The sequence below is a fragment of the Brevibacterium ravenspurgense genome, assembly GCF_001584615.1.
Taxonomy (GTDB): Bacteria; Actinomycetota; Actinomycetes; order Actinomycetales; family Brevibacteriaceae; genus Brevibacterium; species Brevibacterium ravenspurgense.
The window spans coordinates 254948-279028 of sequence record NZ_LQQC01000010.1; the positions used below are offsets into that span (position 1 = coordinate 254948).

24 protein-coding genes and 1 tRNA gene are annotated in these 24081 nt (G+C 63.0%); 21 read left to right on the forward strand and 4 right to left on the reverse strand.

Going from position 1 to position 24081, the window contains the following annotated elements:
• Positions 1-4 precede the first annotated feature (4 nt).
• From rpe to pyk, 16 genes are all read left to right on the forward strand, one after another.
• Complete coding sequence (gene rpe, locus Bravens_RS05660; RefSeq protein ID WP_062021169.1) at positions 5-667, forward strand: ribulose-phosphate 3-epimerase; 663 nt, start codon at positions 5-7, stop codon at positions 665-667.
• The gene (gene pnuC / locus Bravens_RS05665) at positions 661-1332 is read left to right on the forward strand and encodes a nicotinamide riboside transporter PnuC (RefSeq protein WP_062021172.1); all 672 of its coding nucleotides are present in this window, start codon (positions 661-663) and stop codon (positions 1330-1332) included. The genes rpe and pnuC overlap by 7 nt, the downstream gene beginning before the upstream one ends.
• Before the next feature lie 88 nt (positions 1333-1420).
• The gene (locus tag Bravens_RS05670) at positions 1421-1684 is read left to right on the forward strand and encodes a phosphoribosyl-ATP diphosphatase (RefSeq protein ID WP_019175105.1); all 264 of its coding nucleotides are present in this window, start codon (positions 1421-1423) and stop codon (positions 1682-1684) included.
• An 11-nt stretch (positions 1685-1695) separates the two neighbouring features.
• Positions 1696-2565 (forward strand): ATP phosphoribosyltransferase, encoded by an 870-nt coding sequence (hisG, locus tag Bravens_RS05675; protein WP_062021174.1) that lies wholly within the window; start codon positions 1696-1698, stop codon positions 2563-2565.
• 51 nt (positions 2566-2616) lie between these two features.
• On the forward strand, positions 2617-3810 hold the full coding sequence (locus tag Bravens_RS05680) for a CaiB/BaiF CoA transferase family protein (RefSeq protein WP_062021177.1): 1194 nt from the start codon (positions 2617-2619) through the stop codon (positions 3808-3810).
• A complete protein-coding gene (locus tag Bravens_RS05685) occupies positions 3807-5312 on the forward strand; it encodes a carboxyl transferase domain-containing protein (protein ID WP_062021180.1) in 1506 nt (501 codons plus the stop codon). Before Bravens_RS05680 ends, Bravens_RS05685 begins: the two co-directional genes overlap by 4 nt.
• Entirely contained in the window at positions 5312-6067 is a 756-nt protein-coding gene (gene hisF, locus Bravens_RS05690) for an imidazole glycerol phosphate synthase subunit HisF (protein ID WP_062021183.1), read from the forward strand. Before Bravens_RS05685 ends, hisF begins: the two co-directional genes overlap by 1 nt.
• A complete protein-coding gene (gene hisI / locus Bravens_RS05695) occupies positions 6064-6411 on the forward strand; it encodes a phosphoribosyl-AMP cyclohydrolase (RefSeq protein WP_061943002.1) in 348 nt (115 codons plus the stop codon). Before hisF ends, hisI begins: the two co-directional genes overlap by 4 nt.
• Positions 6392-7930, forward strand: coding sequence for an anthranilate synthase component I (locus Bravens_RS05700; RefSeq protein WP_062021186.1), 1539 nt, complete (start codon positions 6392-6394; stop codon positions 7928-7930). The genes hisI and Bravens_RS05700 overlap by 20 nt, the downstream gene beginning before the upstream one ends.
• On the forward strand, positions 7927-8442 hold the full coding sequence (locus Bravens_RS05705) for a Trp biosynthesis-associated membrane protein (RefSeq protein ID WP_061942998.1): 516 nt from the start codon (positions 7927-7929) through the stop codon (positions 8440-8442). The genes Bravens_RS05700 and Bravens_RS05705 overlap by 4 nt, the downstream gene beginning before the upstream one ends.
• A 78-nt stretch (positions 8443-8520) precedes the next feature.
• Positions 8521-8811: an HGxxPAAW family protein gene (locus Bravens_RS05710; protein ID WP_061942996.1), complete on the forward strand. Its 291-nt coding sequence runs from the start codon at positions 8521-8523 to the stop codon at positions 8809-8811.
• Positions 8808-9590 carry an indole-3-glycerol phosphate synthase TrpC gene (gene trpC, locus Bravens_RS05715; protein ID WP_062021189.1) on the forward strand — a complete coding sequence of 261 codons (783 nt, stop codon included), beginning with the start codon at positions 8808-8810 and terminating at the stop codon, positions 9588-9590. The genes Bravens_RS05710 and trpC overlap by 4 nt, the downstream gene beginning before the upstream one ends.
• 94 nt (positions 9591-9684) lie before the next feature.
• The gene (gene trpB, locus Bravens_RS05720) at positions 9685-10902 is read left to right on the forward strand and encodes a tryptophan synthase subunit beta (protein WP_062021193.1); all 1218 of its coding nucleotides are present in this window, start codon (positions 9685-9687) and stop codon (positions 10900-10902) included.
• Positions 10899-11678: a tryptophan synthase subunit alpha gene (trpA, locus tag Bravens_RS05725; protein ID WP_062021220.1), complete on the forward strand. Its 780-nt coding sequence runs from the start codon at positions 10899-10901 to the stop codon at positions 11676-11678. Before trpB ends, trpA begins: the two co-directional genes overlap by 4 nt.
• Positions 11675-12775 carry a prolipoprotein diacylglyceryl transferase gene (gene lgt, locus Bravens_RS05730; protein ID WP_062021223.1) on the forward strand — a complete coding sequence of 367 codons (1101 nt, stop codon included), beginning with the start codon at positions 11675-11677 and terminating at the stop codon, positions 12773-12775. The genes trpA and lgt overlap by 4 nt, the downstream gene beginning before the upstream one ends.
• A 52-nt stretch (positions 12776-12827) precedes the next feature.
• On the forward strand, positions 12828-14333 hold the full coding sequence (gene pyk / locus Bravens_RS05735) for a pyruvate kinase (protein WP_062021226.1): 1506 nt from the start codon (positions 12828-12830) through the stop codon (positions 14331-14333).
• A gap of 135 nt (positions 14334-14468) precedes the next feature.
• Here the strand turns inward: pyk and Bravens_RS05740 are convergent.
• Positions 14469-14550 (reverse strand) — tRNA-Leu (locus tag Bravens_RS05740).
• Positions 14551-14579: 29 nt separating this feature from the next.
• Here Bravens_RS05740 and Bravens_RS05745 point away from each other — a divergent pair.
• Positions 14580-15275: an ANTAR domain-containing response regulator gene (locus Bravens_RS05745; RefSeq protein ID WP_239232483.1), complete on the forward strand. Its 696-nt coding sequence runs from the start codon at positions 14580-14582 to the stop codon at positions 15273-15275.
• Positions 15276-15376: 101 nt separating this feature from the next.
• Here the strand turns inward: Bravens_RS05745 and Bravens_RS05750 are convergent, their stop codons facing one another.
• Entirely contained in the window at positions 15377-15823 is a 447-nt protein-coding gene (locus Bravens_RS05750) for a PaaI family thioesterase (protein WP_062021228.1), read from the reverse strand.
• Between the two features lie 75 nt (positions 15824-15898).
• On the opposite strand from Bravens_RS05750, the gene polA reads away from it, so the two are divergent.
• Positions 15899-18526 (forward strand): DNA polymerase I, encoded by a 2628-nt coding sequence (gene polA / locus Bravens_RS05755; protein ID WP_062021231.1) that lies wholly within the window; start codon positions 15899-15901, stop codon positions 18524-18526.
• Positions 18527-18582: 56 nt separating this feature from the next.
• On the opposite strand, the gene Bravens_RS05760 is transcribed toward polA, so the two are convergent.
• The gene (locus Bravens_RS05760; protein ID WP_061942970.1) at positions 18583-19419 is read right to left on the reverse strand and encodes a class I SAM-dependent methyltransferase; all 837 of its coding nucleotides are present in this window, start codon (positions 19417-19419) and stop codon (positions 18583-18585) included.
• 189 nt (positions 19420-19608) lie between these two features.
• On the opposite strand from Bravens_RS05760, the gene rpsA reads away from it, so the two are divergent.
• The 3 genes from rpsA to coaE all read left to right on the forward strand — a co-directional run bounded on the left by rpsA (position 19609) and on the right by coaE (position 23472).
• A complete protein-coding gene (rpsA, locus tag Bravens_RS05765; protein WP_019175083.1) occupies positions 19609-21087 on the forward strand; it encodes a 30S ribosomal protein S1 in 1479 nt (492 codons plus the stop codon).
• A 61-nt stretch (positions 21088-21148) separates the two neighbouring features.
• Positions 21149-22876: a hypothetical protein gene (locus Bravens_RS05770; protein WP_157452711.1), complete on the forward strand. Its 1728-nt coding sequence runs from the start codon at positions 21149-21151 to the stop codon at positions 22874-22876.
• On the forward strand, positions 22870-23472 hold the full coding sequence (gene coaE / locus Bravens_RS05775; protein ID WP_062021237.1) for a dephospho-CoA kinase: 603 nt from the start codon (positions 22870-22872) through the stop codon (positions 23470-23472). The genes Bravens_RS05770 and coaE overlap by 7 nt, the downstream gene beginning before the upstream one ends.
• Positions 23473-23599: 127 nt before the next feature.
• On the opposite strand, the gene Bravens_RS05780 is transcribed toward coaE, so the two are convergent.
• The gene (locus tag Bravens_RS05780) at positions 23600-24028 is read right to left on the reverse strand and encodes an OsmC family peroxiredoxin (protein WP_019175080.1); all 429 of its coding nucleotides are present in this window, start codon (positions 24026-24028) and stop codon (positions 23600-23602) included.
• Between the last annotated feature and the right edge of the window lie 53 nt (positions 24029-24081).

The window sequence follows — 24081 nt, forward strand, 5'->3', positions numbered from 1 at the left end:
ACTCGTGTCGATTTCCATCAACCCCAGCATCCTGTCCTGTGACTTTGCGCAGTTCGACCGCGAACTGGCAAAAATCGCCGACGCCGACATGGCGCACGTCGACATCATGGACAACCACTTCGTGCCCAACCTCACGTTCGGCCCGCCCGTTGTTGAGCGAATCAAGGCTGTCTCGCCCATCCCGCTGGACATGCACCTCATGATCTCTGAAGCCGACCGGCACGCACCGGTCTATGCCGAAATGGGCTGCGAGTCAGTGACCTTCCACCTGGAGGCCTCGGCCGCTCCGGTGCGCACAGCGCGTGAACTGCGCCGCCTGGGTGCAAAGGCCTCCGTCGCGGTCAAACCGGCGACCCCCGTCGAACCGCTCATTGACCTGCTTGGCGAATTCGACCAGGTGCTCATCATGACCGTCGAACCTGGCTTCGGCGGACAGAAGTTCCTCGACGTGTGCCTGCCGAAGGTCCGCCGGATCCGCGAAGCGATCTCGGCTGCCAATCTCGAGCTGACCGTCCAGGTGGACGGGGGGATCTCCGAGGACACGATCGGTCGCGCAGCAGAGGCCGGCGCCGACGTCTTTGTGGCAGGCTCCGCTGTCTACGGAGCTGACAATCCTGCCGCGCAGATTACGCGGCTGCGTGAACTCGCAGGAGAACACGCTTGCTGACCGACCTTTTCGGAATCCTCAACACCCCGGCTTTCTGGCTGGCGGGCAAACCGGTCCCGTGGTCAGACCTCATCGGCAACATCTTCGCCCTGCTGACGGTGGGACTCGCACTCAAACGCAGTGTGTGGTCGTGGCCCGTGCAGATTCTGGGCTCCATCCTGCTGCTGAGCGCGTCCCTGTCCGCCCACCTGGGCGGCAACGCCAGCCGACAGGTGGTCATCATCGCCGCCGCCGTGTGGGGGTGGAGCACGTGGCAGAAATCGAAGAGCGAAACCGGCTCGATCGAGGTTCGCTGGGCCACCTGGAAAGAGCGCGCCGTTCTGCTGGCTGCTCTCATTGTGGGCACCGCCGTATTCGGCACTGTTCTGAAACTGGGGGACTGGTCGTGGAACCCCTACCCGGACGCGTATATCTTCATCGGCTCACTCGTTGCGATGTACGCCCAGGGCAAGGCGATCGTCGAATTCTGGTTCGTGTGGCTGGCGGTTGACCTTGTGGGCATCCCGCTGGCAGTCATGGGCGGCCTGCTGTTCTCCGGAATCGTCTACTTCATCTTCCTCATCATGGTTCTCATGGGCATGCGCGACTGGGCCAAGAGATCGCGCCAGACGATTTCCTCACCGTCCTCAGCCGCCGCCACGATCCACGGTGAGGAAACAGCCTGAGCAGCCGGCACCTCGTGCGTGATCAGTTGAGATTCCCACAACGTGAGCCGCGATACATCGCGCTTGAGCCGTGTACTAATCTGGCACCGTGAAGACCTTTGACGAGCTTTTTGCCGAATTGAAGACCAAAGCGGAGACCCGCCCGGAAGGGTCGTCGACCGTCGCCGAACTTGACGCCGGAGTGCATCAGATCGGAAAGAAGATTGTCGAAGAGGCCGCTGAGGTCTGGATGGCTGCCGAATACCAGTCGGACAGCGAACTGGCCGAAGAGATCTCCCAGGCGATCTACCACCTGCAGGTCATGATGCTCGCACGCGGACTGACCCCCGAAGACATCTACCGGTACCTGTAAGAAAGGCCCCTGTGCTCAGAGTCGCCGTTCCCAACAAGGGATCACTGTCAGAAAAAGCCACGGAGATGCTCCGCGCCGCCGGCTACTCGCTGCGGCCCAACGCGAAGACGCTGGCCCACACCGACAACGTCAACGAAATCGAGTTCTTCTACCTGCGCCCGCGCGACATCGCGGTGTACATCGGGCGGGGAATCCTCGACATCGGGATCACCGGTCGCGACCTTCTGCTCGAATCCGGTGCGGAAGCCAAAGAGATCATGTCCCTGGGCTTCGGAGCTTCACGATTCCACTACGCCGGTCCCGCCGGCGCTTTTGCCGACCCGAGTGAGCTCAGCGGCAAGAGCATTGCGACCTCCTACCCGGAACTCGTCCAGCAGGATCTTAAGCAGCGTGGGATGAGCGCATCAATCGTGCCGCTGGACGGGGCTGTTGAAGTGTCCATCCAGCTGGGCGTTGCCGACGCTATCGCGGACGTCGTCGAAACCGGCACCACCCTGCGCGCCGCGGGACTGGAGACAATCGGCGAGCCGATTCTGCGCTCGGAGGGCGTTCTCATCGGCCGTGACGGTCCGCCGCGCGAAGCCGAAGACCCCAAGCAGATCGAGCTCAGGACTGACATCCTGCTGCGCCGCCTGGAAAGCGTCATCGTCGCCCGCGACTACGTGCTCATCGACTACGACGTTGCCGAAGAGAACCTCGAAGCGGCGATCGCCATCACCCCGGGCTTTGAAAGCCCGACCGTGTCAACCCTGCACGATCGCGGCTGGTTTGCCGTCCGGGCCATGGTGCCCTCAGCCGACCAGCACACACTCATGGACAAGCTCTACAGCGTCGGCGCGCGGGCAATCCTCGTCAGCCGCATCGACGCCTGCCGCATCTGACACCGGCCGCCAGCACCGACGCCGGCGGCTGCCACACCAGGAAGGACTGACATGTCGCAAGGACCACTCAACGGCTACACCGTCGTCGACCTCTCCCGCGCTCTCGCCGGCCCTCACGCAGGCCAGATCTTCGGCGACCTCGGTGCGCGGGTCATCAAAGTAGAAAATCCCACCAGCGGTGACGACACGCGCAGCTGGGGCCCGCAGTACGTGGGGCCGGAAGACCAGAAGCAGGCCACGTACTTCCTGGCGTGCAACCGCAACAAGGAATCCATCGCGCTGGATCTCAAGAGCGAGGACGGCAAGCACGTTCTCGAAGAGCTCATCAAGCGCGCAGACGTGGTCATCGAGAACTTCCGCACCGGCGTTATGGACCGCCTGGGCTTTTCCACGCAGCGCTGCCTGGAGCTCAACCCGCGCTTGGTGATCCTGTCGATCACCGGCTTCGGCCACGACGGTCCAGAGGGCGGTCGTGCCGGCTACGACCAGATCGCCCAGGGCGAGGCGGGGCTCATGTCGGTCACGGGTTCGGGCCCGGACGACTTCCAGCGGGTCGGCGTGCCGATTGCCGACCTCCTGGGCGGTATCAACGGAACCCTCGGTGTTCTTGCGGCTCTCCTTGAACGCGAACGCACCGGCAAGGGCAAGATCGTTCGCACCTCGCTCATCGCCGGCATTGTCGGCGTGCACGCCTTCCAGGCCACCTCGCAACTCGTCGGCGGTGTGACGCCTAAGCCCAATGGCAACCACCACCCGGCGCTGTCGCCCTACGGTCTTTTCCGCTGCAAGGGCGGCGAAGGCGGTGCGGTCCAGATGTCGGTGGGCAACCAGTCGCTGTGGCAGAAGTTCTGTAATGCCTTCGGACTCGACCCCGAAGCTGATGGCATGGCCGACAACGACGCGCGCGTGAAGAACCGCGAAGCAGTCACTGCTGCTGTCGAAGGTGCTTTTGCCGACCTCGATTCCGAAGAAGTGCTGGCCAAGCTCAGCGAAGCCGGCATTCCGGCCGGTGTTGTCCGCACGCTCGACGAAGTCTACGAATGGGATCAGGCACTCTCGCAGGGCCTCAAGATCACGGTGGACCACCCCGTTGTCGGCGACATGGACCTCGCCGGCCCGGTTCTGCGCTTCTTCGACGGCGGTGAAGAAGGCGAAGTAGAAACGACATTCTCCGAACACAAGGCACCCCCTGTTCTCAACGCAGACTCTGAGGCCATCCGCGCCTGGTTGGACGGTGAAGCATGACCAAGCGGTACTCCGCCCGCGAACTCATCGACCTCGTCGTTGATGAGGGCACGTTTGAGTCTTGGGACACTGAACCGATCACACCGGCGGCAGGAATCTCGGAGGAATACGCTGCAGAACTTGCGGCAGCCCGCGAAAAGTCTGGTGCCGACGAAGCGATTCTTACGGGCGAAGGCCGAGTGCGGGGACGTCGTGTTGCCATTGTGGCCAGCGAGTTCCGCTTCCTCGCAGGCTCGATCGGCATTGCCGCGGCAGAGCGTCTGACGTCCGCCATTGAACGCGCAACCGCGGAAGGGCTGCCGCTGCTGGCCGGCCCAGCATCAGGCGGCACCCGCATGCAGGAGGGCACGGTCGCCTTCCTGTCGATGGTCAAGATCACGGCAGCCGTCAACGACCACCGCAAGGCCGGTCTGCCGATCCTCGTCTACCTGCGCCACCCCACCACCGGCGGAGTGTTCGCCTCGTGGGGCTCGCTCGGCCACTTCTCCGTTGCCGAACCGGGCGCGCTCGTGGGCTTCCTCGGTCCACGCGTGTACGAAGAGCTCTACGGCGAGCCCTTCCCAACCAATGTGCAGACCGGAGACAACCTCCACCGTCGCGGCCTCGTCGACGCCGTTATGGGCCCCGAACGTCTGGGGGAGACCGCAGCGAAGGCGCTCGACGTCCTCATGGGCGCACTCGAGGTGCCGGCGCCCGTCGACAATCCCGACACCTCGCCGAACCCCATGCCAAGCGGCACGAACGCGTGGGACATCATCACCGCCTCGCGCGATGAAAAGCGGCCCGGAGTGCGCGAACTGCTGCGCTACGGGGCCCGCAATGTGCTGCCGCTCAACGGCACGGGACAGGGTGAAAAAGACCGCGGCATGATCCTTGCCCTGGCCACGTTCGGCTCTGCGCCGTGCATTGTGCTCGGCCAAGACCGCCGCGGACAGCGCAAGTACGAACCGATGGGTCCTGCTGCCCTGCGCGAAGCCCGCCGCGGGATGCGCTTGGCCGACGAACTGCACATCCCGTTGGTCACCGTCATCGACACCCCGGGTGCGGCCCTTTCCAAGGACGCCGAAGAGGGCGGACTTGCCGGTGAAATCGCCCGCTCCCTGTCTGACCTCATTGCGCTGAAGGCACCGACGGTGTCGGTCATCCTCGGTGAGGGCTCAGGAGGCGGAGCTCTCGCGCTCATTCCCGCCGACCGTGTGCTCAGTGCCGAAAACGGCTGGCTGTCGCCGCTGCCGCCAGAGGGCGCATCGGCAATCGTGCATCGGACGAGAGACCGCGCCGCCGAAATGGCGCAGGCCCAGCAGGTGCACTGCGAAAAGCTCGTCGAACATGGAATCGTGGATCGGGTCATTGCGGAAAAGCCGAACGCGGCCCAAGAACCGCGCGAATTCTCCGAACGTGTGGCGCAGACCCTGGAATACGAAATCATCGACCTCATGCGCGTCCACCCGTCGCGCCGCCGCTACCAGCGGATTGACCGCTACCGAAAGCTGGGTATCTGATGCCTGCCGTGCGAATCATCCCATGTCTCGACGTTGACGGCGGGCGCGTAGTCAAAGGCGTGAACTTCAAGGGGCTGAAAGACGTCGGCGACCCCGTTGAACTCGCCGAGCGCTACGGCGCCGGCGGGGCTGACGAACTGACGTTCCTCGACATCGGCGCCTCCAGTGGGAACCGCGAAACCCTGTACGACGTGGTGAAGAAGACCGCAGAGCAGGTTTTCATCCCCCTGACAGTCGGCGGGGGAGTCCGCACCGCTGACGACGTCGACCGGCTGCTGCGCGCAGGTGCCGACAAAGCGTCGATCAACACCGCCGCCATCGCCCGCCCGGAAGTCATCGGCGAAATCGTCGACCGCTTCGGTTCGCAGGTCCTCGTGCTCTCCGCCGATGTGCGTCGCGGAGATACCGCCTCCGGCTATGAGGTGACCACGCACGGCGGCAAGAGGGGCACCGGCCTGGACGCTCTCGAATGGGTGCGTGAAGCTCAGGAACGGGGCGTCGGCGAGGTCCTCCTGAACTCCATGGACGCTGACGGCACCAAGGAGGGATTCGACCTCGAGCTGATCCGCGACGTTCGCCCGCACATCGCGGTTCCGCTCATCGCATCCGGCGGCGCCGGCAAACTTGAGCACTTCGCACCGGCTGTGCGCGCTGGCGCCGATGCTGTGCTGGCCGCCTCCGTCTTCCACTATGGGACGTTCACGATCGCCGATGTGAAAGACGCTCTGCGCTCTGAGGGCATCGAAGTTCGATGACTGAGATTCTTCGCCCCGAGGACTTGCGCTACGGTGCTGACGGTCTGCTGCCGGCTGTCGTCCAGGAGTACGACACTCGCGAGGTGCTCATGCTCGCCTGGGTTGACGCCGAGGCGGTGCGCCGCACGCTCGACACGCGCAAGGCCACGTACTGGTCGCGTTCACGTGGTGAGTACTGGGTGAAGGGCGAAACTTCCGGGCACGCGCAGCAGGTCATGCGGGTCAGCCACGACTGTGACGGTGACACCGTCCTGTACGAGGTGCGCCAGACCGGTCCGGCTTGCCACACGAACACGCCGTCGTGCTTTTCCGACAGGAGGATGGATGATCACTCCGCTCAGTGAGTTCCGCGAACTCGGCAAACACCACCGGGTTGTTCCAGTCACGGCCACGGTTCTCGGCGACGGGGAAACTCCGATGTCGATCTACCGCGCCATTGCTCACGGTCGTCCGGGAGCGTTTCTGTTGGAGTCGGCTTCGCAGGGTTCCTGGCAGCGATACTCCTTTGTGGGTCGCAACCCGCTCTCAACGCTGAGCGCACAGCGCGGTGGAGAACTCACGTGGCAGGGAACAGTGCCCGCGGGTGCGCCGACCGGCGGCGATCCGTTGGAGGGCGTTTCGCAGGTTCTCAGCCTGCTCAAGAGCCCTCCGCCGGTGGATCTTCCCCCGATGACGTCGTCGCTCGTGGGCTACATCGGCTGGGATGCGGTTCGCCGCTTTGAGAAGCTCGGCGCTGGCCCCGACGCTGTGTCGAACATCCCGGAGATCCACCTGTCGATCCCCGGCGATGTCGTAGTGTTCGACCACTACACGGCTGAACTCACCCTGGTCGCAAACGTGCTCAACGCCGATGGATCACCAGAGCGCATCGAACAGGCCTATGAGAACGGCCGCAAGCGGATCGACGCCATGCTGCGCGACCTCAATGAGCGGCGTAAACCCGTCATTTCGACGCTCGATTGGCCGGCACCGACGGTGCGGTCCCACACGGAGCACGAAGACTTCCTCGCGACCGTTGAAACCGCGAAAGAGCACATTCGCCGCGGTGACGTGTTTCAGGTGGTTCCGGGACAGCGGTTCGAAAGCGACACCTCGGCTTCGGCTCTCGACATCTACCGTGTCCTGCGGCGCACGAACCCGAGCTCGTACATGTACCTGCTCGAGGTGGAAAACTCCGAAGGCGAGCCCTTCAGCATCATCGGCTCCTCTCCTGAAGCACTCGTGACGGTGAAAGACCGCGAGGTCCTCACTCACCCGATTGCCGGTTCGCGGCCACGCGGCAATACTGAGGTTGAAGACCGCCGGCTTGCGGAAGAACTCATCGGCGATGCGAAAGAGCGCTCCGAGCACATCATGTTGGTTGACCTGGCGCGCAACGACCTGGCGAAAGTGTGCCAACCGGGCACCGTGGACGTCGCTGAGTTCATGGAGGTCGCCCGCTACAGCCACATCATGCACATTGAATCTACTGTCACGGGCACTCTGCGCGACGACGTCGACGGCATGGACGTCATCCGCGCTGCGTTCCCGGCGGGTACGCTTTCGGGCGCACCGAAGCCGCGGGCCCTGCAGCTGATCGACGAACTCGAACCAATTGGCCGCGGACTGTACGGCGGTGTTGTCGGCTACCTGTCGTTTGCCGGTGATCTCGACATGGCGATTGCCATTCGCACGGGTGTGCTCAAAGACGGTGTTGTGGCCGTCTATGCCGGTGCCGGTGTTGTTGCAGACTCCGTGCCCGAATCCGAATACCAGGAAACCCGCACCAAGGCGGCGTCGGTGCTCAATTCTGCTGCTGCCGCGCAGACGCTGCGAGCAGCGGTGTCGGCAGATGACCTCGAAGAGCCGGGTGAGCGCAAATGACCCGCGGACGGTCCGTTCTGCTCCTCCTAGCGGCAGCGGGAATCCTGTGGTTCGTCTCGACACGTGAACTCGTGACGATGACGGGTGCGGTCAACACCGGCCCGGCAGGTGTTGCTGACGCCGCCCCCGGAGCATCGGGCGGCGGAGGCTCGCCTGTTCTCACGGCACAGGCGGCTGCGTTTGCCGTGACGGCTCTGCTGCTGGCGATGCTCGGAACCGCAGGCCGAAGAATCACCGGCGTACTCATGGTCCTGCTGGGGTTCGGCTACTTCGGCACCGGCCTCGGCATCGCCCTGGGCCAAGACGCCACACCCTGGGCGTGGATCGCAGCTGCAGCCGGCCTTGTGGCAGCCGTTGCCGCTGGTCTTGCCGGATTCGGACGTACTCAGTGGCGCACCAGCCAGAAGTTCGAACGCGCTGACATCGTGGAGGGCGAAGCAGATCCCGACGACGACCCGGCTGCCGCCTGGGACGCGCTTTCGCGCGGCGAAGACCCCGACGACATCAGATGATTCGCCTCTCATGGCGAGCCGATTGCCAGCAACTCAGTCTTTCGTGAGAGAATCCTGACAGCAGAATGAAGGAGCACAATGTCTAAGACCAAGTACCGCAACGGACCCTCTGACCTCGACAAGTCGAGCATCGACTACGAGGCAATCCAGGACCCCGGCCACATGCACTCTGTCGGTGCGTGGATCGGCGTCATCCTCGTGTTCGTCGGCGTTGCTGTTGCCAGCATCGGCACCCTGATCGTCAACAACAGCGGCTGGACGCTGTTCTTCGTCGGCTGCGGAATCGTCGTGCTCGGCGCAATCGTCGGCCCCATCCTGGTCAAGGCAGGCCTGGGCCCGAAGATTCACCGCAACACCCTGCAGCGTTGACAGTTCTCGGCGAGATCATTGACGGGGTCCGCGAAGACCTCGAACAGCGCCGCGCTCGTGTCGACCTCGAGCAGATGAAAGAGCGCGCAGTGGCAGCAGCCCCTGCGCGCTCCTTCACACCCGAACAGTTCGGGCTGATCTGCGAAGTCAAGCGTTCGTCACCTTCCAAGGGAGCGCTGGCCGATATCGCAGACCCGGCTGAACTCGCCGCCGCCTACGAGGCCGGAGGTGCGGCAGCAATTTCGGTGCTCACGGAGGAGCGACGCTTCGGCGGCAGCCTGGAAGACTTCGCGGCCGTCCGAGCCCGCGTGGACGTCCCGCTGCTGCGCAAGGACTTCACGGTCGACGAATACCAGGTGTACGAAGCCCGCGCCTACGGGGCGGACATCATCCTGCTGATCGTCGCGGCTCTCGACGACGAGCAGATGCGCAGCCTCTACGAGCTTGCCCACGAACTCGGCATGGCAGTCCTCGTCGAAGCTCACACCAGCGAAGAGATCACGCGTGCGGCGAAGCTCGGGGCGAAGATCCTCGGTGTGAACACCCGCAACCTCAAGGACCTGTCGGTTGATCCCGCGCGCTTTGCGCCCCTGGCCGCTGAAGCGACGGGGCACACCCACCTGGTCGCTGAAAGCGGTGTCGCAACAAGCGCCGAAGTCGAACTCTACGCGGCGGCCGGCGCAGACCTCGTGCTCGTCGGCGAAGCACTCGTGAAGCACGGCGACCCGCAGACCGCGGTTGCCGAGTTCACCCGCGCAGGCCGCGCACAGCGGCCCTAGCGACCCAATCGCAGCGCACACCCACAGCAAGCCGCCCGCGTACAGGCGCCTCGTGCTCTAACATCCCGAGCCGCCCACACAGAACGGAAGTGACATGCCTGAAATCCCAGCAGCAGAAGCCGGCCCGTACTTCGGCGAGTTCGGCGGCCGGTTCTTCCCGGAAGCCCTCGTGCCCGCCCTCGACCAGATCGAGGAAGCGTGGCGCAAAGCAATGGTCGATCCCGAGTTCGCCGAAGAGCTCACCCGTCTGCAGCTTGAATATACGGGCCGTCCCAGTCTGCTGACGGAAGCGCCGCGCTTTGCTGAACACTGCGGAGGCGCACGCGTCTTCCTCAAGCGCGAAGACCTCAACCACACGGGCTCGCACAAGATCAACAACGTGCTCGGGCAGGCTCTTCTCACGGTGCGCATGGGCAAGACCCGTGTCATTGCCGAAACCGGTGCCGGCCAGCACGGCGTTGCAGCAGCGACCGCCGCAGCTCTTTTCGGCCTTGAGTGCACCGTGTACATGGGTGAAGAAGACACTCAGCGGCAGTCGCTCAACGTGGCCCGCATGCGCCTGCTGGGCGCCGAAGTCGTTCCTGTGCGCACCGGCACTCGCACCCTGAAAGACGCCATGAACGAAGCCATGCGCGACTGGGTGGCGAACGTTGAGACAACGCACTACATGATCGGCACGGTCGCCGGACCCCACCCGTTCCCGGCTATGGTGCGCAGCTTCCAGCGCGTCATGTCGGACGAAGCGCGCGAACAGATCCAGCAGAAGGCCGGCCGTCTGCCTGACGCCGTGTGCGCCTGTGTGGGCGGCGGTTCGAACGCCATGGGAATCTTCGCGGCGTTCATCGGCGATGAGAACGTCCGCCTGTACGGTTTCGAAGCCGGCGGCGACGGCGTTGACACCGGCCGTCACGCTGCACGATTCTCCGGCGGGCGCCCCGGTGTTCTCCACGGTTCGGCCACCTACATCCTGCAGGACGAAGACGGCCAGACCCTGCCGTCGCACTCGGTGTCCGCAGGCCTGGACTACCCGTCGGTCGGCCCCGAACACTCCTACCTCAATGACTCCGGACGGGCTGAGTACCGTCCGATCGTCGACGACGAGGCCATGGAGGCCTTCCGCCTGTTGGCCCGCACCGAGGGAATCATCCCGGCTATCGAAAGCTCGCACGCTCTTGCCGGTGCCATGAAGGTCGGCAGGGAGCTCGGAGAAGACGCTGTTATCCTCGTGAGCCTGTCCGGGCGCGGCGACAAGGACATGACGACCGCCGCCCGGTGGTTTGACTACATCGACGAAGGAGCGGTCCAGGTATGAGCACGGCTGAAGTCCTCACACAGACCAAGAACGACGGGCGTGCCGCCCTCGTGGGCTACCTGCCCGTCGGCTTCCCCGATGTTCCCGGCTCCCTCGACGCGATGGCAGAACTGGCCCGCGGCGGCGCTGACATCATCGAAGTCGGCATCCCGTACACCGACCCCGGCATGGACGGTCCCGTCATCCAGCGGGCGGCCGATGCTGCTCTGCAGGCCGGCGTGCGCGTTGCCGATTCGCTGCGCGCTGTTGAAGCCGCAGCGAACGCGGGAGCTGTTCCCGTTGTCATGAGCTACTGGAACCTCATCCTCCAGTACGGCGTCGAAGCCTACGCCCGCGACCTCGCGTCCGCCGGTGGTCACGGCATCATCACGCCGGACCTGCTGCCGGACGACTGCGCCGCGTGGGATGCAGCCTCGGACGCTCACGACCTCGACAGGATCTTCCTGGCCGCACCGTCATCAACGCCCGAGCGCCTCGCTCTCATCAGCTCGCGTTCTCGCGGCTTCGTCTATGCCGCCTCGACAATGGGTGTCACAGGCACCCGCGACCAGGTGGACTCGCACGCGGAAGACCTCGTAGGTCGTGTGCGCGACGCTGGTGCTGAGCACGTGTGCGTGGGGCTCGGAGTCTCGAACCGCGAACAGGCGCGCGAAGTCGCCGCCTACGCCGATGGTGTCATTGTCGGCTCCGCTCTGGTGCGGGCTCTTGACGAGGACGGTCCCGCCGCGGTCGGCCGACTCGCGGAAGAGCTGCGCGAAGGAACGGTTCGCTCGTGACGTACCAGGCGGCGATTCCCTCACCGACCTGGCAGGGCTTTTCGCTCGGCCCGCTGACCATCCACGCCTACGCGCTGTGCATCATCACAGGCATCTTTGTGGCCCTGTGGCTGACGAATCGCAGGTGGACAGCACGAGGCGGAGATTCCGATGATCTGTGGACGATCGCCATGTGGACGATCCCCGCTGGCATCATCGGCGGTCGGCTCTACCACGTGTTCTCTACACCCGCCCCGTACTTTGGGGAGGGAGGAAACCCGGTTGCGGCTTTCTACATCTGGAACGGCGGACTCGGCATTTGGGGTGCTGTCGCCCTGGGTGTTCTGGTGGCGTACTTCGTGGCGCGCAAGCTCGACATTCGCTTCGGCGCTTTTCTCGACGCTGCCGCTCCCGGTCTGCTGCTGGCGCAGGGGATCGGCCGCTGGGGCAACTGGTTCAATCAGGAGCTGTTCGGCGCGCCGACCACACTTCCGTGGGGTCTGCACATCGACCAGGTGATCAACGGCCGCCTCAACCCCAACTGGCCCGACCCCTCGATTCCCGAAGGCACGCTGTTCCATCCAACGTTCCTGTATGAATCAATCTGGAACATCCTTGGGGCACTGCTGCTCATCTGGCTGGGCAAACGGTTCCGGCTGGATCACGGCCAGGTGTTCTTCTCATACATCTGCTATTACACACTGGGACGGGTGTGGATCGAAGCGCTGCGCATCGACACGGCGGAGCACATTCTTGGTCTGCGGCTCAACGTGTGGACGTCGATCCTGGTGTTCATCCTCGGTGCTGTCCTGCTCGTGGTATCGCGTATCCGGTACCCCAAGTTCAACCCGGACATCACACTGAGCGGATCACGGGGTGACGAACGCACTCAGGCAAGCGGCACCTCGGCAGAAACCTCCGCTCTGCCCCGGCAGTCGGACAGGGGAGAGGAGATCGGCTTCGGTCCTGTCACACAGGCGCTGCCCGTGATCGCTGATCCCGAAACTTCGGAACTTCCGGTGTCAGGACGGTCATTCGGATATTTCGGTGCGGTGACATCGACGATCTCGATCGTTCCGCAGGTGAGCAAACACGAAGACGGCAAGCACGACGGCTGATTGATCCGCGGCGGGTCTCTCACCGGGGACAACATTCGACTAGGGTGGAACTATGCGGCTAGCCAAGATCGTTGCAACCCTCGGACCTGCTCAGAAATCCTACGAAGACATCCGTGCCATCATCGATGCCGGAGTCGATGTTCTTCGCTTCAACTTCTCCCACGGCACCCACGCTGATCACAAGCGCCTGTACGGATGGGCGCGCGAAGCGGCCAACGACACCGGCCGTCCCGTTGCGGTCCTCATGGACCTGCAGGGGCCCAAGATTCGGCTGGGCACGTTCGCTGACGGCAAGAAGCACTACTTCGAACGCGGTCAGCAATTCACGATCACAACCGACGACGTCGAAGGAACGGTCGAGCGCATCTCAACCACCTACCCGGGTCTGCCCGGCGATGTCAGCGTCGGCGACCCGCTGCTGGTCGATGACGGTCGCGTGCGCCTGCGGGCAGTAGAAGTCGACGAAACCGACATTCTGGTTGAGGTCGAAGTTCCGGGCTACCTGTCCGACCACAAGGGCGTCAACCTACCCGGCGTAGCAGTCTCAGTGCCGGCGATGACCGAAAAGGACATCGCCGACCTCCGCTTCGGGCTGCGCATGGGTGTGGACTGGGTGGCGCTGTCCTTCGTGCGCGATGCTGCAGATGCTGAGCTTATTCGCTCGATCATGGACGACGAGGGCATCCACATCCCCGTCATCGCGAAACTGGAGAAACCGCAGGCTGTCGAAAAGCTCGACGAAATCGTCGATGCCTTCGACGGGCTCATGGTTGCCCGCGGCGACCTTGGCGTCGAAGTTCCGCTGGAACAGGTTCCCCTCGTGCAGAAGCGCGCGATCGCCAAGTGCCGGCGCGAAGCCAAGCCTGTCATTGTGGCCACCCAGATGCTCGAATCGATGATCGAAGAGCCACGGCCCACCCGCGCTGAAGCTTCCGACTGCGCCAACGCAGTGTTCGACGGCGCGGATGCGCTCATGCTCTCCGGTGAAACCTCGGTCGGTCAGCACTGGCTCGATGCGGTGCGCACAATGGCCCGCATCATCGAATCCTCCGAACAACAGGGCCTGCACCTTGTTCCCGAACTGGGCAGCGAGCCGAAGACCCGCGGCGGTGCAATCACCGCGGCTGCCGTGCAGGTCGCCCACGACCTCGACATCGACCACATGTGCGTGTTCACGCAGACGGGTGACTCGGTGCGCCGCATGTCGCGGCTGCGTGCGCCTCGTCGACTTCTTGCATTCACGCCTGACGTCAAGGTGCGTCACCAGCTTGCACTCACCTGGGGTGTTGAAACGATCCTCGTGAACGAAGTCAGCCACACCGACCAGATGGCCCGGCAGACCGATGAAATCCTGCTGGGCGAGGGAATGGCCGATGAAGGTGAATACTGCGTCATCGTGGCCGGATCGCCCCCGGGACTGCCCGGGTCGACCAACGCCCTGCGCGTGCACAAACTCGGTGACGCCATCAAGGGCCTGGCGCCGGCATACCGGGATGACAACCAGATCTTCAGCCACCCGGAAGCAGGCTACGGAAAGATCACCGAACCGAACTTCTGACCGGTGACCGGCGCCTCGTGAGGTAACCGGCAGAACCTGCCGGCCGCCTCGTGTGCTTCACCAGCGGTGCCGCGCAGGCTGCCCCAAACAGAAAATCTCGGGACATCGTTTCTACGATGTCCCGAGATTGTTTCGTACCGGATGCGGGACTCGAACCCGCACATCTTGCGATAGAGCATTTTGAGTGCTCCGCGTCTACCAATTCCGCCAATCCGGCATCAGGGCAATCGTAGTGCACGCGCTCAGATGCACAAAACAGGTGTCACCGGCGTGGTCTTTCACGCCCAGACCCGGCCTGCCATACCGTTTGCGCGCTGGGGCGACTACGATGGAGGCGTGTCTAACCCAGATCAAGAACTTCAGCCCGTACGCCGAGTCATCGTCGCCGAAGACGAATCCGTTATCCGACTCGACATTGTGGAAATGCTCCGGGAAGTCGGCTACGACGTCGTAGGCGAAGCGGGCGACGGCGAATCAGCCGTCCGCCTTGCCGAAGAGCTCCGTCCCGACCTTGTGGTCATGGACATCAAAATGCCGAAGCTCGACGGCATTTCCGCAGCCGAGAAGATCGCTCGGGCCAGCATTGCCCCCGTCGTGCTGCTCACTGCGTTCTCGCAGAAGGAACTCGTTGAGCGCGCCCGCGATGCCGGTGCCATGGCCTATGTGGTCAAGCCGTTCACGGCTGCCGACCTGGTTCCCGCCTTGGAAATCGCCCAGTCGCGCTACCAGGAGATCCAGGCACTGGAATCTGAGATTGCGGATATGACCGACCGCTTCGAAACCCGGAAGCTGGTCGAACGAGCCAAGGGTCTGCTCATCTCCAACATGGGGCTGACCGAACCCGAAGCGTTCCGCTGGATTCAGAAGACGTCAATGGACCGTCGTCTGACAATGCGCGAAGTCGCCGAAACTGTTCTCAACCAGCTCGATTCGAAAGACTGAGCTTTCGCTGAAGGCGGTCCTGACCCGTTAGCGGGCGGGGCCGCCTTTGCTGTGCGCGGGTGGCTGGTGGTTCGGTTCGCAGGTCGGTACAGACAGCGTCATCATCGCTGCGGCTGGAGCACCAGGTTGGTGATCCGCACAATCGACAGGAGCTTGCCGTTGTCGTCCGTCATGCGAACCTCGTGGTTGATGATGGTGCGTCCAGCGTGGATGACTTCAGCGCGTCCCCAAACCCGTCCGCTGCGAGCGGCTTTCAGGTGGGTGGCGTTGAGGTCAACGCCGACGACGTTCGTCCCGGCGCGCATGAAAGAGTGCAGCGAAGCCAGGGATTCTGCAAGCGCCACGTGTGCGCCGCCGTGGAAAAGGCCCGCGGGCTGCTTATTGCCCTCAACCGGCACGCTGCCCGTCAGGAATTCGTAGCCCAGGGTGTCCACCGACATGTTCATAGCGGCCATGAGGGTGTCGTCGTCAAACTTCTGGTAGTCGGCGAGGATTGCCGCGTATTCTTCTTCGCTCAATCCCTTCGCCAGTGGTGTGATCTGCTTCATGTTCCTCCTTGTGGGGTCACTGTAGTCGATTGAATCCGCCCCGCCTTGCCGCAGCTTTGCCGGTAGTGTTGAGGTGTGAGCACGAAGCGACTTCTTCTGATTGACGGCCATTCCCTTGCCTACCGGGCGTACTACGCTCTGCCGCCGGAGAACTTCTCGACGGCTGACGGGCAGACCACGAACGCTGTTTTCGGTTTCGCCCGGATGCTGTTGACGGCGGTCAACACGCTTGAGCCCACGCATGTGGCCGTGGCTTTCGATTTGGGCCGGCAGACCTTCCGGCTCGAGGAGTACCCGGAGTACAAGGCCGGACGCGCCAAGACGCCGGAGGACTTCCACGGCCAGGTCGACCTCATCAAGGACATGCTTGCCGCCTTCGGCGTTCCGGTCATCACCCGGGAGGGGTACGAGGCGGATGATCTGTTGGCCTCGCTTGCTCGCCGGGGTGCGGGGGAGGGCTATGACACCCTCATCGCCTCGGGTGACAAAGACTCCTTCCAGCTGGCCGACGACAACATCACGATCATGTATCCCAAGAGGGGCTTCACCGACCTGCAGCACATGACGCCGCAGGCGGTGGAAGACAAATACGGCGTCAGCCCTGCCAACTACCGAGGCCTTGCTGCTCTCGTGGGCGAAAAGGCCGACAACCTGCCCGGGGTTCCGGGAGTCGGCGAAAAGACCGCCGCAAAATGGCTGACGAAGTACGGTGATCTGCCGGCTATCATCGACAACGCGGAGGACATCGGAGGCAAAGTCGGGCAGAGCCTGCGCGACCACCTTGCCGATGTCGAGCGGAATTACCGTCTTAACCGTCTTATCGACGATCTCGACATTCCGCTGGAACTGGGCGATGCAGCGCTGGGACGCGGCAGCGCCGAGGCGATCGGCGAACTGTTCGATGTTCTCGAGTTCCGCCAGCTCTCAGCTGAGATCGGCCCATTCCTCGGTGGTGCTGAGATTCAGGCGCCGGCGGGAAGCGAAGTGCCCGCACCGCAGAAGACTGACGATGTGGCGGCTGTTGTCGCTGCCGCCGAGGGTGAAGTTTTGGGTGTCGACGTCGACCTCGAAACACCGGACGTGCTCGGCTTTGCCGCCGGTGACAGCGCGTGGCTTATCGACATGACCGCACTTGGCCCGGAAGCCGAAAAACAGGTCGCCAGCCTGCTTGCAGAGCATCCGCAGATCACCATGCACGACGCTAAGCCGCAGATCAAAGCGCTTGCCGACAACGGCCTGCGGGTGCGCGTGTGGACTGACACGGAGCTTGCCGCCTATCTGCTGATGCCGGATGCGCGCGGCTACGATCTCGAAGAGCTCGCTCAGAGCCGTGCCGGAATCGCAGCCGCGCAGCCTGACGAGAACGCCGGCACCCTGCTTGAGAACACGGATGACGAGGCTGCGGGCAGGAGAGCCTACCTCGCCTCGCGACTGGCACCGCTGCTGCGAGAACAGCTGGACGAATACAGCCAGCTGGCGGTCCTTGATGACATTGAAATGCCCACACAGGCTGTTCTTGCTCAGATGGAGCTCGTCGGCATCAATATCGATTCCTCGCAGCTGCAGAAGCTCATTGACGAGTTCGGGCGTGAAGCCGACCAGAGCGCAGAAGACGCGTACGCGGCTATCGGCCACACCGTCAACCTCGGTTCGCCAAAACAGCTGCAGACCGTGCTGTTCGATGAACTCGACATGCCGAAGACCAAGAAGACGAAAACGGGCTACACCACGAATGCGGATGCGCTCAACGATCTGTTCCGCAAAACGCAGCACCCTTTCTTGGAGCACCTGCTGGCTCACCGAGAGCGCACCAAGCTCAAGCAGACGGTTGTCGGTCTGAAGAAGGAAATCTCCGACGACGGGCGGATTCACACCACCTATCTGCAGACGATGACGGCTACAGGCAGGCTCAGCTCAAAAGACCCAAACCTGCAGAACATCCCGGTCCGCACGGACTCGGGAAGGCGCATCCGCGGTGTTTTCACCGCAGACGCGGACGCCGGATTCACGGACTTGATGAGCGCTGACTATTCGCAGATCGAAATGCGGATCATGGCCCACCTTTCCGGGGACGAAGCGCTCATTGATGCGTTTCGCGACGGTGAGGACCTGCACTCCTTCGTCGCCGGCCAGGTGTTCCAGATTCCAGTGGAGGAGGTCAGCCGCCCGCAGCGCGAAAAGGTCAAGGCCATGTCCTACGGCCTGGTCTACGGTTTGTCTGCCTACGGTCTGTCGAATCAGCTGGGCATCAGCCCGAACGAAGCCTCGGAGCTCATGGCCGAGTACTTCTCGCGCTTCGGCGCGGTGAAGGAATACCTCGACGGTTCCGTCGAAGAAGCACGGAAGATGGGCTACACGCAGACGATGTACGGTCGTCGCCGCTATCTGCCGGCCCTGCAGTCGGATAGCCGTCCGCAGCGTGAAATGGCCGAACGCGCAGCTCTCAACAGCCCTATTCAGGGCACCGCGGCAGACATCATGAAGATCGCCATGTGCAGGATTGCCGACGCATTGGCCGAGGCGGAGCTCAAGTCCCGCATTCTTCTGCAGGTGCACGATGAAGTGATCGTCGAGTGCGCTGCGGGTGAGTTCGACAGCGTCGAGAAGATTGTGGTCGACACGATGAGCAGCGCGGCTGAGCTCAGTGTTCCCCTGGACGTCAATGTGGGACGCGGCCCGGACTGGCAGTCAGCGGCTCACTGACAGACCGTACAGATGAGTGTGGCCCCGCCCGGCGGCGGGGCCACACTCATCTGTGGTTAGTCAGCCAGTCGCGTTGAGAAGATCGCGGTGCCCGGCATCAGCTTGCCGCGCAGGGGAGACCAGCCGCCCCACGAAGTGTCGTTGTCTTCGGGCCATTCAGGTTCCGTGAGCTTTTCCAGGACGAAACCGGCACCGTGGATGAGTGAAATCCAGTCGCCCAGCGTTCGGTGGTGCTCGGCGTAGACCGGGTTGCCCTGTTCGTCGAGTTCGACGTAGGGAGTGCGGTCGAAGTAGGAGTATTCGACGCACAGGCCGTCTTCACCCGGAACATCCGGGAAGATCCACCGCAGCGGGTGGGTTACGGAGAACACCCAGCGGCCCCCGGGCCGAAGAACCCGGGCAGTTTCGGCCAGAACCTTTTCAGCGTCCTTCACGAAGGGCAGAGCGCCGTAAGACGAAAAGGCGATGTCAAAGGAACCCGAAGGGAAGGGCAGCTGGCGAGCATCGGCCAGCAGGAAGGTGGGCGGAGTGGCGGATTCGCTCAGCGGGTTCTCCCTGGACAGACGCGCAGCCTGTTCCAGCATGCCGGACGAAACATCGCACCCGGTGACAATGCCGCCCTGTTCGGCAACCCAGCGCGAACACTGGCCCGCGCCACAGCCGATTTCGAGCACCTGCCGGCGCGCAACATCGCCGAGCAGGTTGACGTCGTCTTCGTTAACCCCCTCTGGACACCAGATGAATTCTTTAGCGCCGAGGAATGAGCCGTGTTCGGCCAGATAGTCTTCCGCCGAATTGTCCCAATAGGTGCGATTTGCCCTGACAGAGGCCTCTTCGTCGATCGGAAAGTATCCGCCGGAGATGATGCTGGGGTAGCCGTCAGACGTGCTCATACACTTCCATTCCTATTGAACAGCGGGTTGTCTATTCTAAACCGCCTCAATGGATGTTACGATTATCCACTGTGTAATGCTTGCGCTGATAACGCGCCCGCGTACACAGAATATCTGTCCATATCAACACGAGCTCCGGACCGAGCAGCCCGCCCGGACCGGATAATCCAAATCGGAGTCCCTAACTTTATGACCACTAGCACGCCGGACGCGGCGAACACCAAGCAGATCGCTGTCGACGACATCGGATCTGCGGAAGATTTCCTCGCGGCAGTCGACGAAACCATCAAGTACTTCAACGACGGAGACATCGTTGAGGGCACAGTCGTCAAGGTCGACCGCGACGAAGTCCTGGTCGACATCGGATACAAGACGGAAGGTGTCATCCTTTCGCGCGAACTGTCGATCAAGCACGACGTCGACCCCTCTGAGGTTGTCGAAGTCGGGGATCCGATCGAAGCCCTCGTGCTGACGAAGGAAGACAAAGACGGTCGCCTGATGCTCTCGAAGAAGCGCGCACAGTACGAGCGCGCTTGGGGCGACATCGAAAAGATCAAGGAAGACGACGGCGTCGTCACCGGTTCGGTCATCGAGGTTGTCAAGGGCGGCCTCATCGTAGACATCGGACTGCGCGGCTTCCTGCCCGCTTCGCTTGTTGAAATGCGCCGCGTGCGCGACCTCACGCCGTACATCGGCCAGGAAGTCGAAGCCAAGATCATCGAGCTCGACAAGAACCGCAACAACGTTGTTCTGTCGCGCCGCGCATGGCTGGAAGAAACCCAGTCGGCCGTTCGCCACGACTTCCTGCAGACCCTGCAGAAGGGCCAGGTGCGCCCCGGTGTCGTGTCGTCGATCGTCAACTTCGGTGCCTTCGTGGACCTGGGCGGAGTCGACGGGCTCGTCCACGTGTCCGAACTGTCCTGGAAGCACATCGACCACCCGTCCGAGGTCGTCGCAGTCGGCGACGAAGTCACAGTCGAGGTTCTCGACGTCGACATGGACCGCGAACGCGTCTCCCTGTCGCTCAAGGCAACCCAGGAAGACCCGTGGCAGCACTTCGCTCGCACCCACGTCATCGGCCAGATCGTGCCCGGTAAGGTCACCAAGCTCGTTCCGTTCGGTGCGTTCGTTCGCGTCGAAGACGGCATCGAGGGCCTCGTGCACATCTCCGAACTCGCTGTCCGCCACATCGACCTGCCCGAACAGGTCGTGTCGGTCGACGAAACCATCTACGTCAAGGTCATCGACATCGACCTGGACCGCCGCCGCATCTCGCTGTCGCTCAAGCAGGCCAACGAAGGTGTAGACCCGGACGCCGAGGAATTCCTCGACCCGGCCCTCTACGGCATGCTCCAGGAGTACGACGAAGACGGCAACTACAAGTACCCCGAAGGCTTCGACCCCGAAACCCAGGAATGGATGGAAGGCTACGAAGCACAGCGCGAAGAATGGGAGCAGCAGTACGCAGCCGCCCAGGAACGCTGGGAAGAGCACAAGAAGCAGGTTGCTCGCGCAATCGCCGCCGACGCAGAAGCCGCCGCTCAGGCTGGCGACGACGCAGCCGGTGCGGGCGCTTCGTTCAGCACGGAAGAATCCGCTGAAGACGAAGGCACCCTGGCTTCCGACGAAGCTCTCGCCGCTCTGCGCGAAAAGCTCGCTGGCAGCTGACCTTCTCTGAAGTTAGGCCGTGGCCGCTCCCTCCGGAGTGGCCACGGCCTCTTCTTTTGGCATGAAGAAGATTGTTCCCTGGCTGATCTACGCAGCGGCGCTCCTATGCCTGTCCGCTTGTGTCTACGCTGAGCTCTTGGCTGATTTCGATGGCAGGGTCTTTGCCGACAACGACGATTCCTCGCTTTTCATCTGGTGGATTGCACATACGGCCGATGTCGTCGCGGGATGGTTCGGCAGGACCACCGGCGGCGGTTCATTGCTGTACACCACTGCGATGAACGCTCCCGTGGGAGTCAACGGAGCGTGGAACACGTCCCTGGTCGGCATTGGCCTCCCGCTTGTTCCGGTGACATGGGTATTCGGGCCCGTCGTCAGCTACAACCTTGCGATCGTGTGCGCCCCGGTAGTGTCTGCTCTGACGGCAGCGCTGCTCATTCGCCGTTTCACCCGTCTAGTGCCGGCGTTCTTCGGCGGTGCTCTCTACGGTTTCTCGACCTACACGATCGCGCAGTCATCGGGTCACCTCAACCTGGCATGGGCGGTGTTCCCACCTTTAGTCGTGCTCATGATGGTTCTTGTCGCACACGACCGCCGGTGGACTGTCCCGTTCGGCATTGTTCTGGGCTGGCAGTTCTATATTTCGACAGAGCTGCTGGCAGGCACCTTCCTCGCGGTTCTCGTATTCTCTGCGGGTGCGTGTCTGACAGCGTGGCCACACGTTCGGCCATTCATTTCTGCGCTTCTCCTGCGCGGCTCAGCCGCGGCCGGGATCGCCCTTGTCATCGCCTCACCTCTGCTGTTCACCATGTGGCTGAAGGCAAACGGTCCGCGCGATTCTATTCGTCCGCACGGAGTGTGGAACACAGACGTGCTGGACGTCATGACGCCGGGCCCGTACACGCGGATAGGCACCGGGCGTGAACTGTCCCGCGTCGAACCGATTGACCCGTCTGAATTAGGCGGCTACCTCAGCATCCTGTGGCTCGTTGTGTGTCTCGCTGCCGTAGTACTCCTGTGGAACCGCAGTCCGGCTGCCCGCACCGCAGCGTGTACTGGCTTCGGCATGTGGGTGCTGTCCCTGGGCTCGCCCATCTTCTTAGGCGGTGAGCAGCTGCTGCCCTACGGACCGTTCCGCCTGGTAGAGCTGATCCCGGTGCTCAGCAATATCCTCCCGATGCGGCTCATGGTCCACGTGGTCCTGGCCTGCTCTGTCCTGTCTGCGCTTTTGCTGAACAGCGCCAGACGAGTTTCGTCACGCGCGCTTATCGGCACTGCTCTGAGCGGAGTCCTCGTTCTGACCTCTGCGGCTCCTGTCCCAGCCCGCGATCTGCACATCCCAGAGTTCTACACCGATCAGGTACGGGATGCGATTCCCGCAGGTGCACTCGTCAAAACACTTCCCAGACCCCGGGCCTGGGCCTACCCTCGGGCGGACGAGGCGATGCTCTGGCAGGCGGTGTCCGGCATGCACTACCGGGAAACCGGGGGCTATTTCATCGGCGGACGCGACGACGCACCCGTCACCTACGCGGCTGCCGCCGATTCGCTCGATATTCTCCTAGAAGAACACCGTGACTCTCCGGTGCCGCGCGCCGAAGACCTGAGGGACGGAGTTCGGGAACTGTGCCGCGGGGGAGTGGACTACATCCTCATCGCAGATGACGGCTTCTACCTGCCGCAGCCGGCCCCGGACATCGCCCGCGCTGTCGGAGCCGCTGCTGGTGTATCACCCCAGCACACCGGAGGGGTGTGGACGATCAAACTGAGCAAGGAGCAAGGATGCTGAAAATCGGTCTGACCGGCGGTATCGGAGCCGGCAAATCAACTGCTGCGGCACTTTTCACCGCGCGCGGCATTCCCGTCATCGATTCGGATGTCGTCGCTCGCGAAATCGTCGAGCCCGGTCAGCCGGCTTTGGAAGCTCTGCGGGAGCGCTTCGGCGAATCGGTTCTCAAGGACGGTGAACTTGACCGCGCGGAACTGGCACGCCTTGCCTTTGCCGACGCCCAATCCACCCGGGCTCTCAACGACATCATGCACCCGGCTATTGCACAGCGGACACGGGAGCTGTTTGCCGAACATGCCGACGCGCCGATTGTCGTCCACGATGTTCCGCTGCTGGCCGAAAACGGCCTGGAGGACGACTACGACCTGGTTGTTGTTGTCGATGTCCCCGCGGAAGTGCGCCTGCAGCGCCTGGTTGAACTTCGCGGTATGGACGAAGCTGACGCCCGTCAGCGGATCCTCCGCCAGGCCTCTGATGACCAGCGTCAGGCCATTGCGGATGTCGTACTCGACAATTCAGGCACTCCCGAAGAATTCGAGGAGCGCTTCGCAGACGCCTTCCAGAACGTGATCGAACCGGCAGCGCGCAAAGCCTGAGCACACCCTCCGGAAACTGACAGATCTGCGGAAGCTCCGCCTCGTGAGTCAGCTGTCCAGCAGATCCACACGGACAAAAGGAAACAGCGCCGTCAATGACGGCGCTGTTCTCATGTCTGCGGGCAGATCAGGCCATTGTGGCGCTGAGCGTGATCTTCACACCTGAGAGAGCTTTTGCAGCGGGGCAGGTCTTCTTGGCCCGCTCGGCAAGGGTCTGGAAGGTCTTCTGTTCGATGCCTTCCGCACGACCCACGGTCACGAGGTGGATTTCCTGGATTCCCTTGACCGGGTCGAAGGTGATGTCAGCACCCGTCGTGATCTGTTCGGGAGTGGCTCCCTCTTCTGCGACGATGTTGGCCAGCGCCATCGAGAAACACGATGCCAGGCCGGCACCGATCAGCTCTTCGGGGTTGGTGACCTTGTCGACCTGGGATTCTGCTCGGTTCGTCCAGTTGACGGTGAACGGGCCTAAACCTGAACTTTCCAGCGAAGCGGAACCTTCGCCGTCAGCCAGGTGGCCCTTCCAGGTGGCCTGTGCTTTTGTTACGCGGCTCATTTTGCCTCCTCAGATTGGGGTTCACTCCAACTCTATGCGCTTTGGCCACTCCG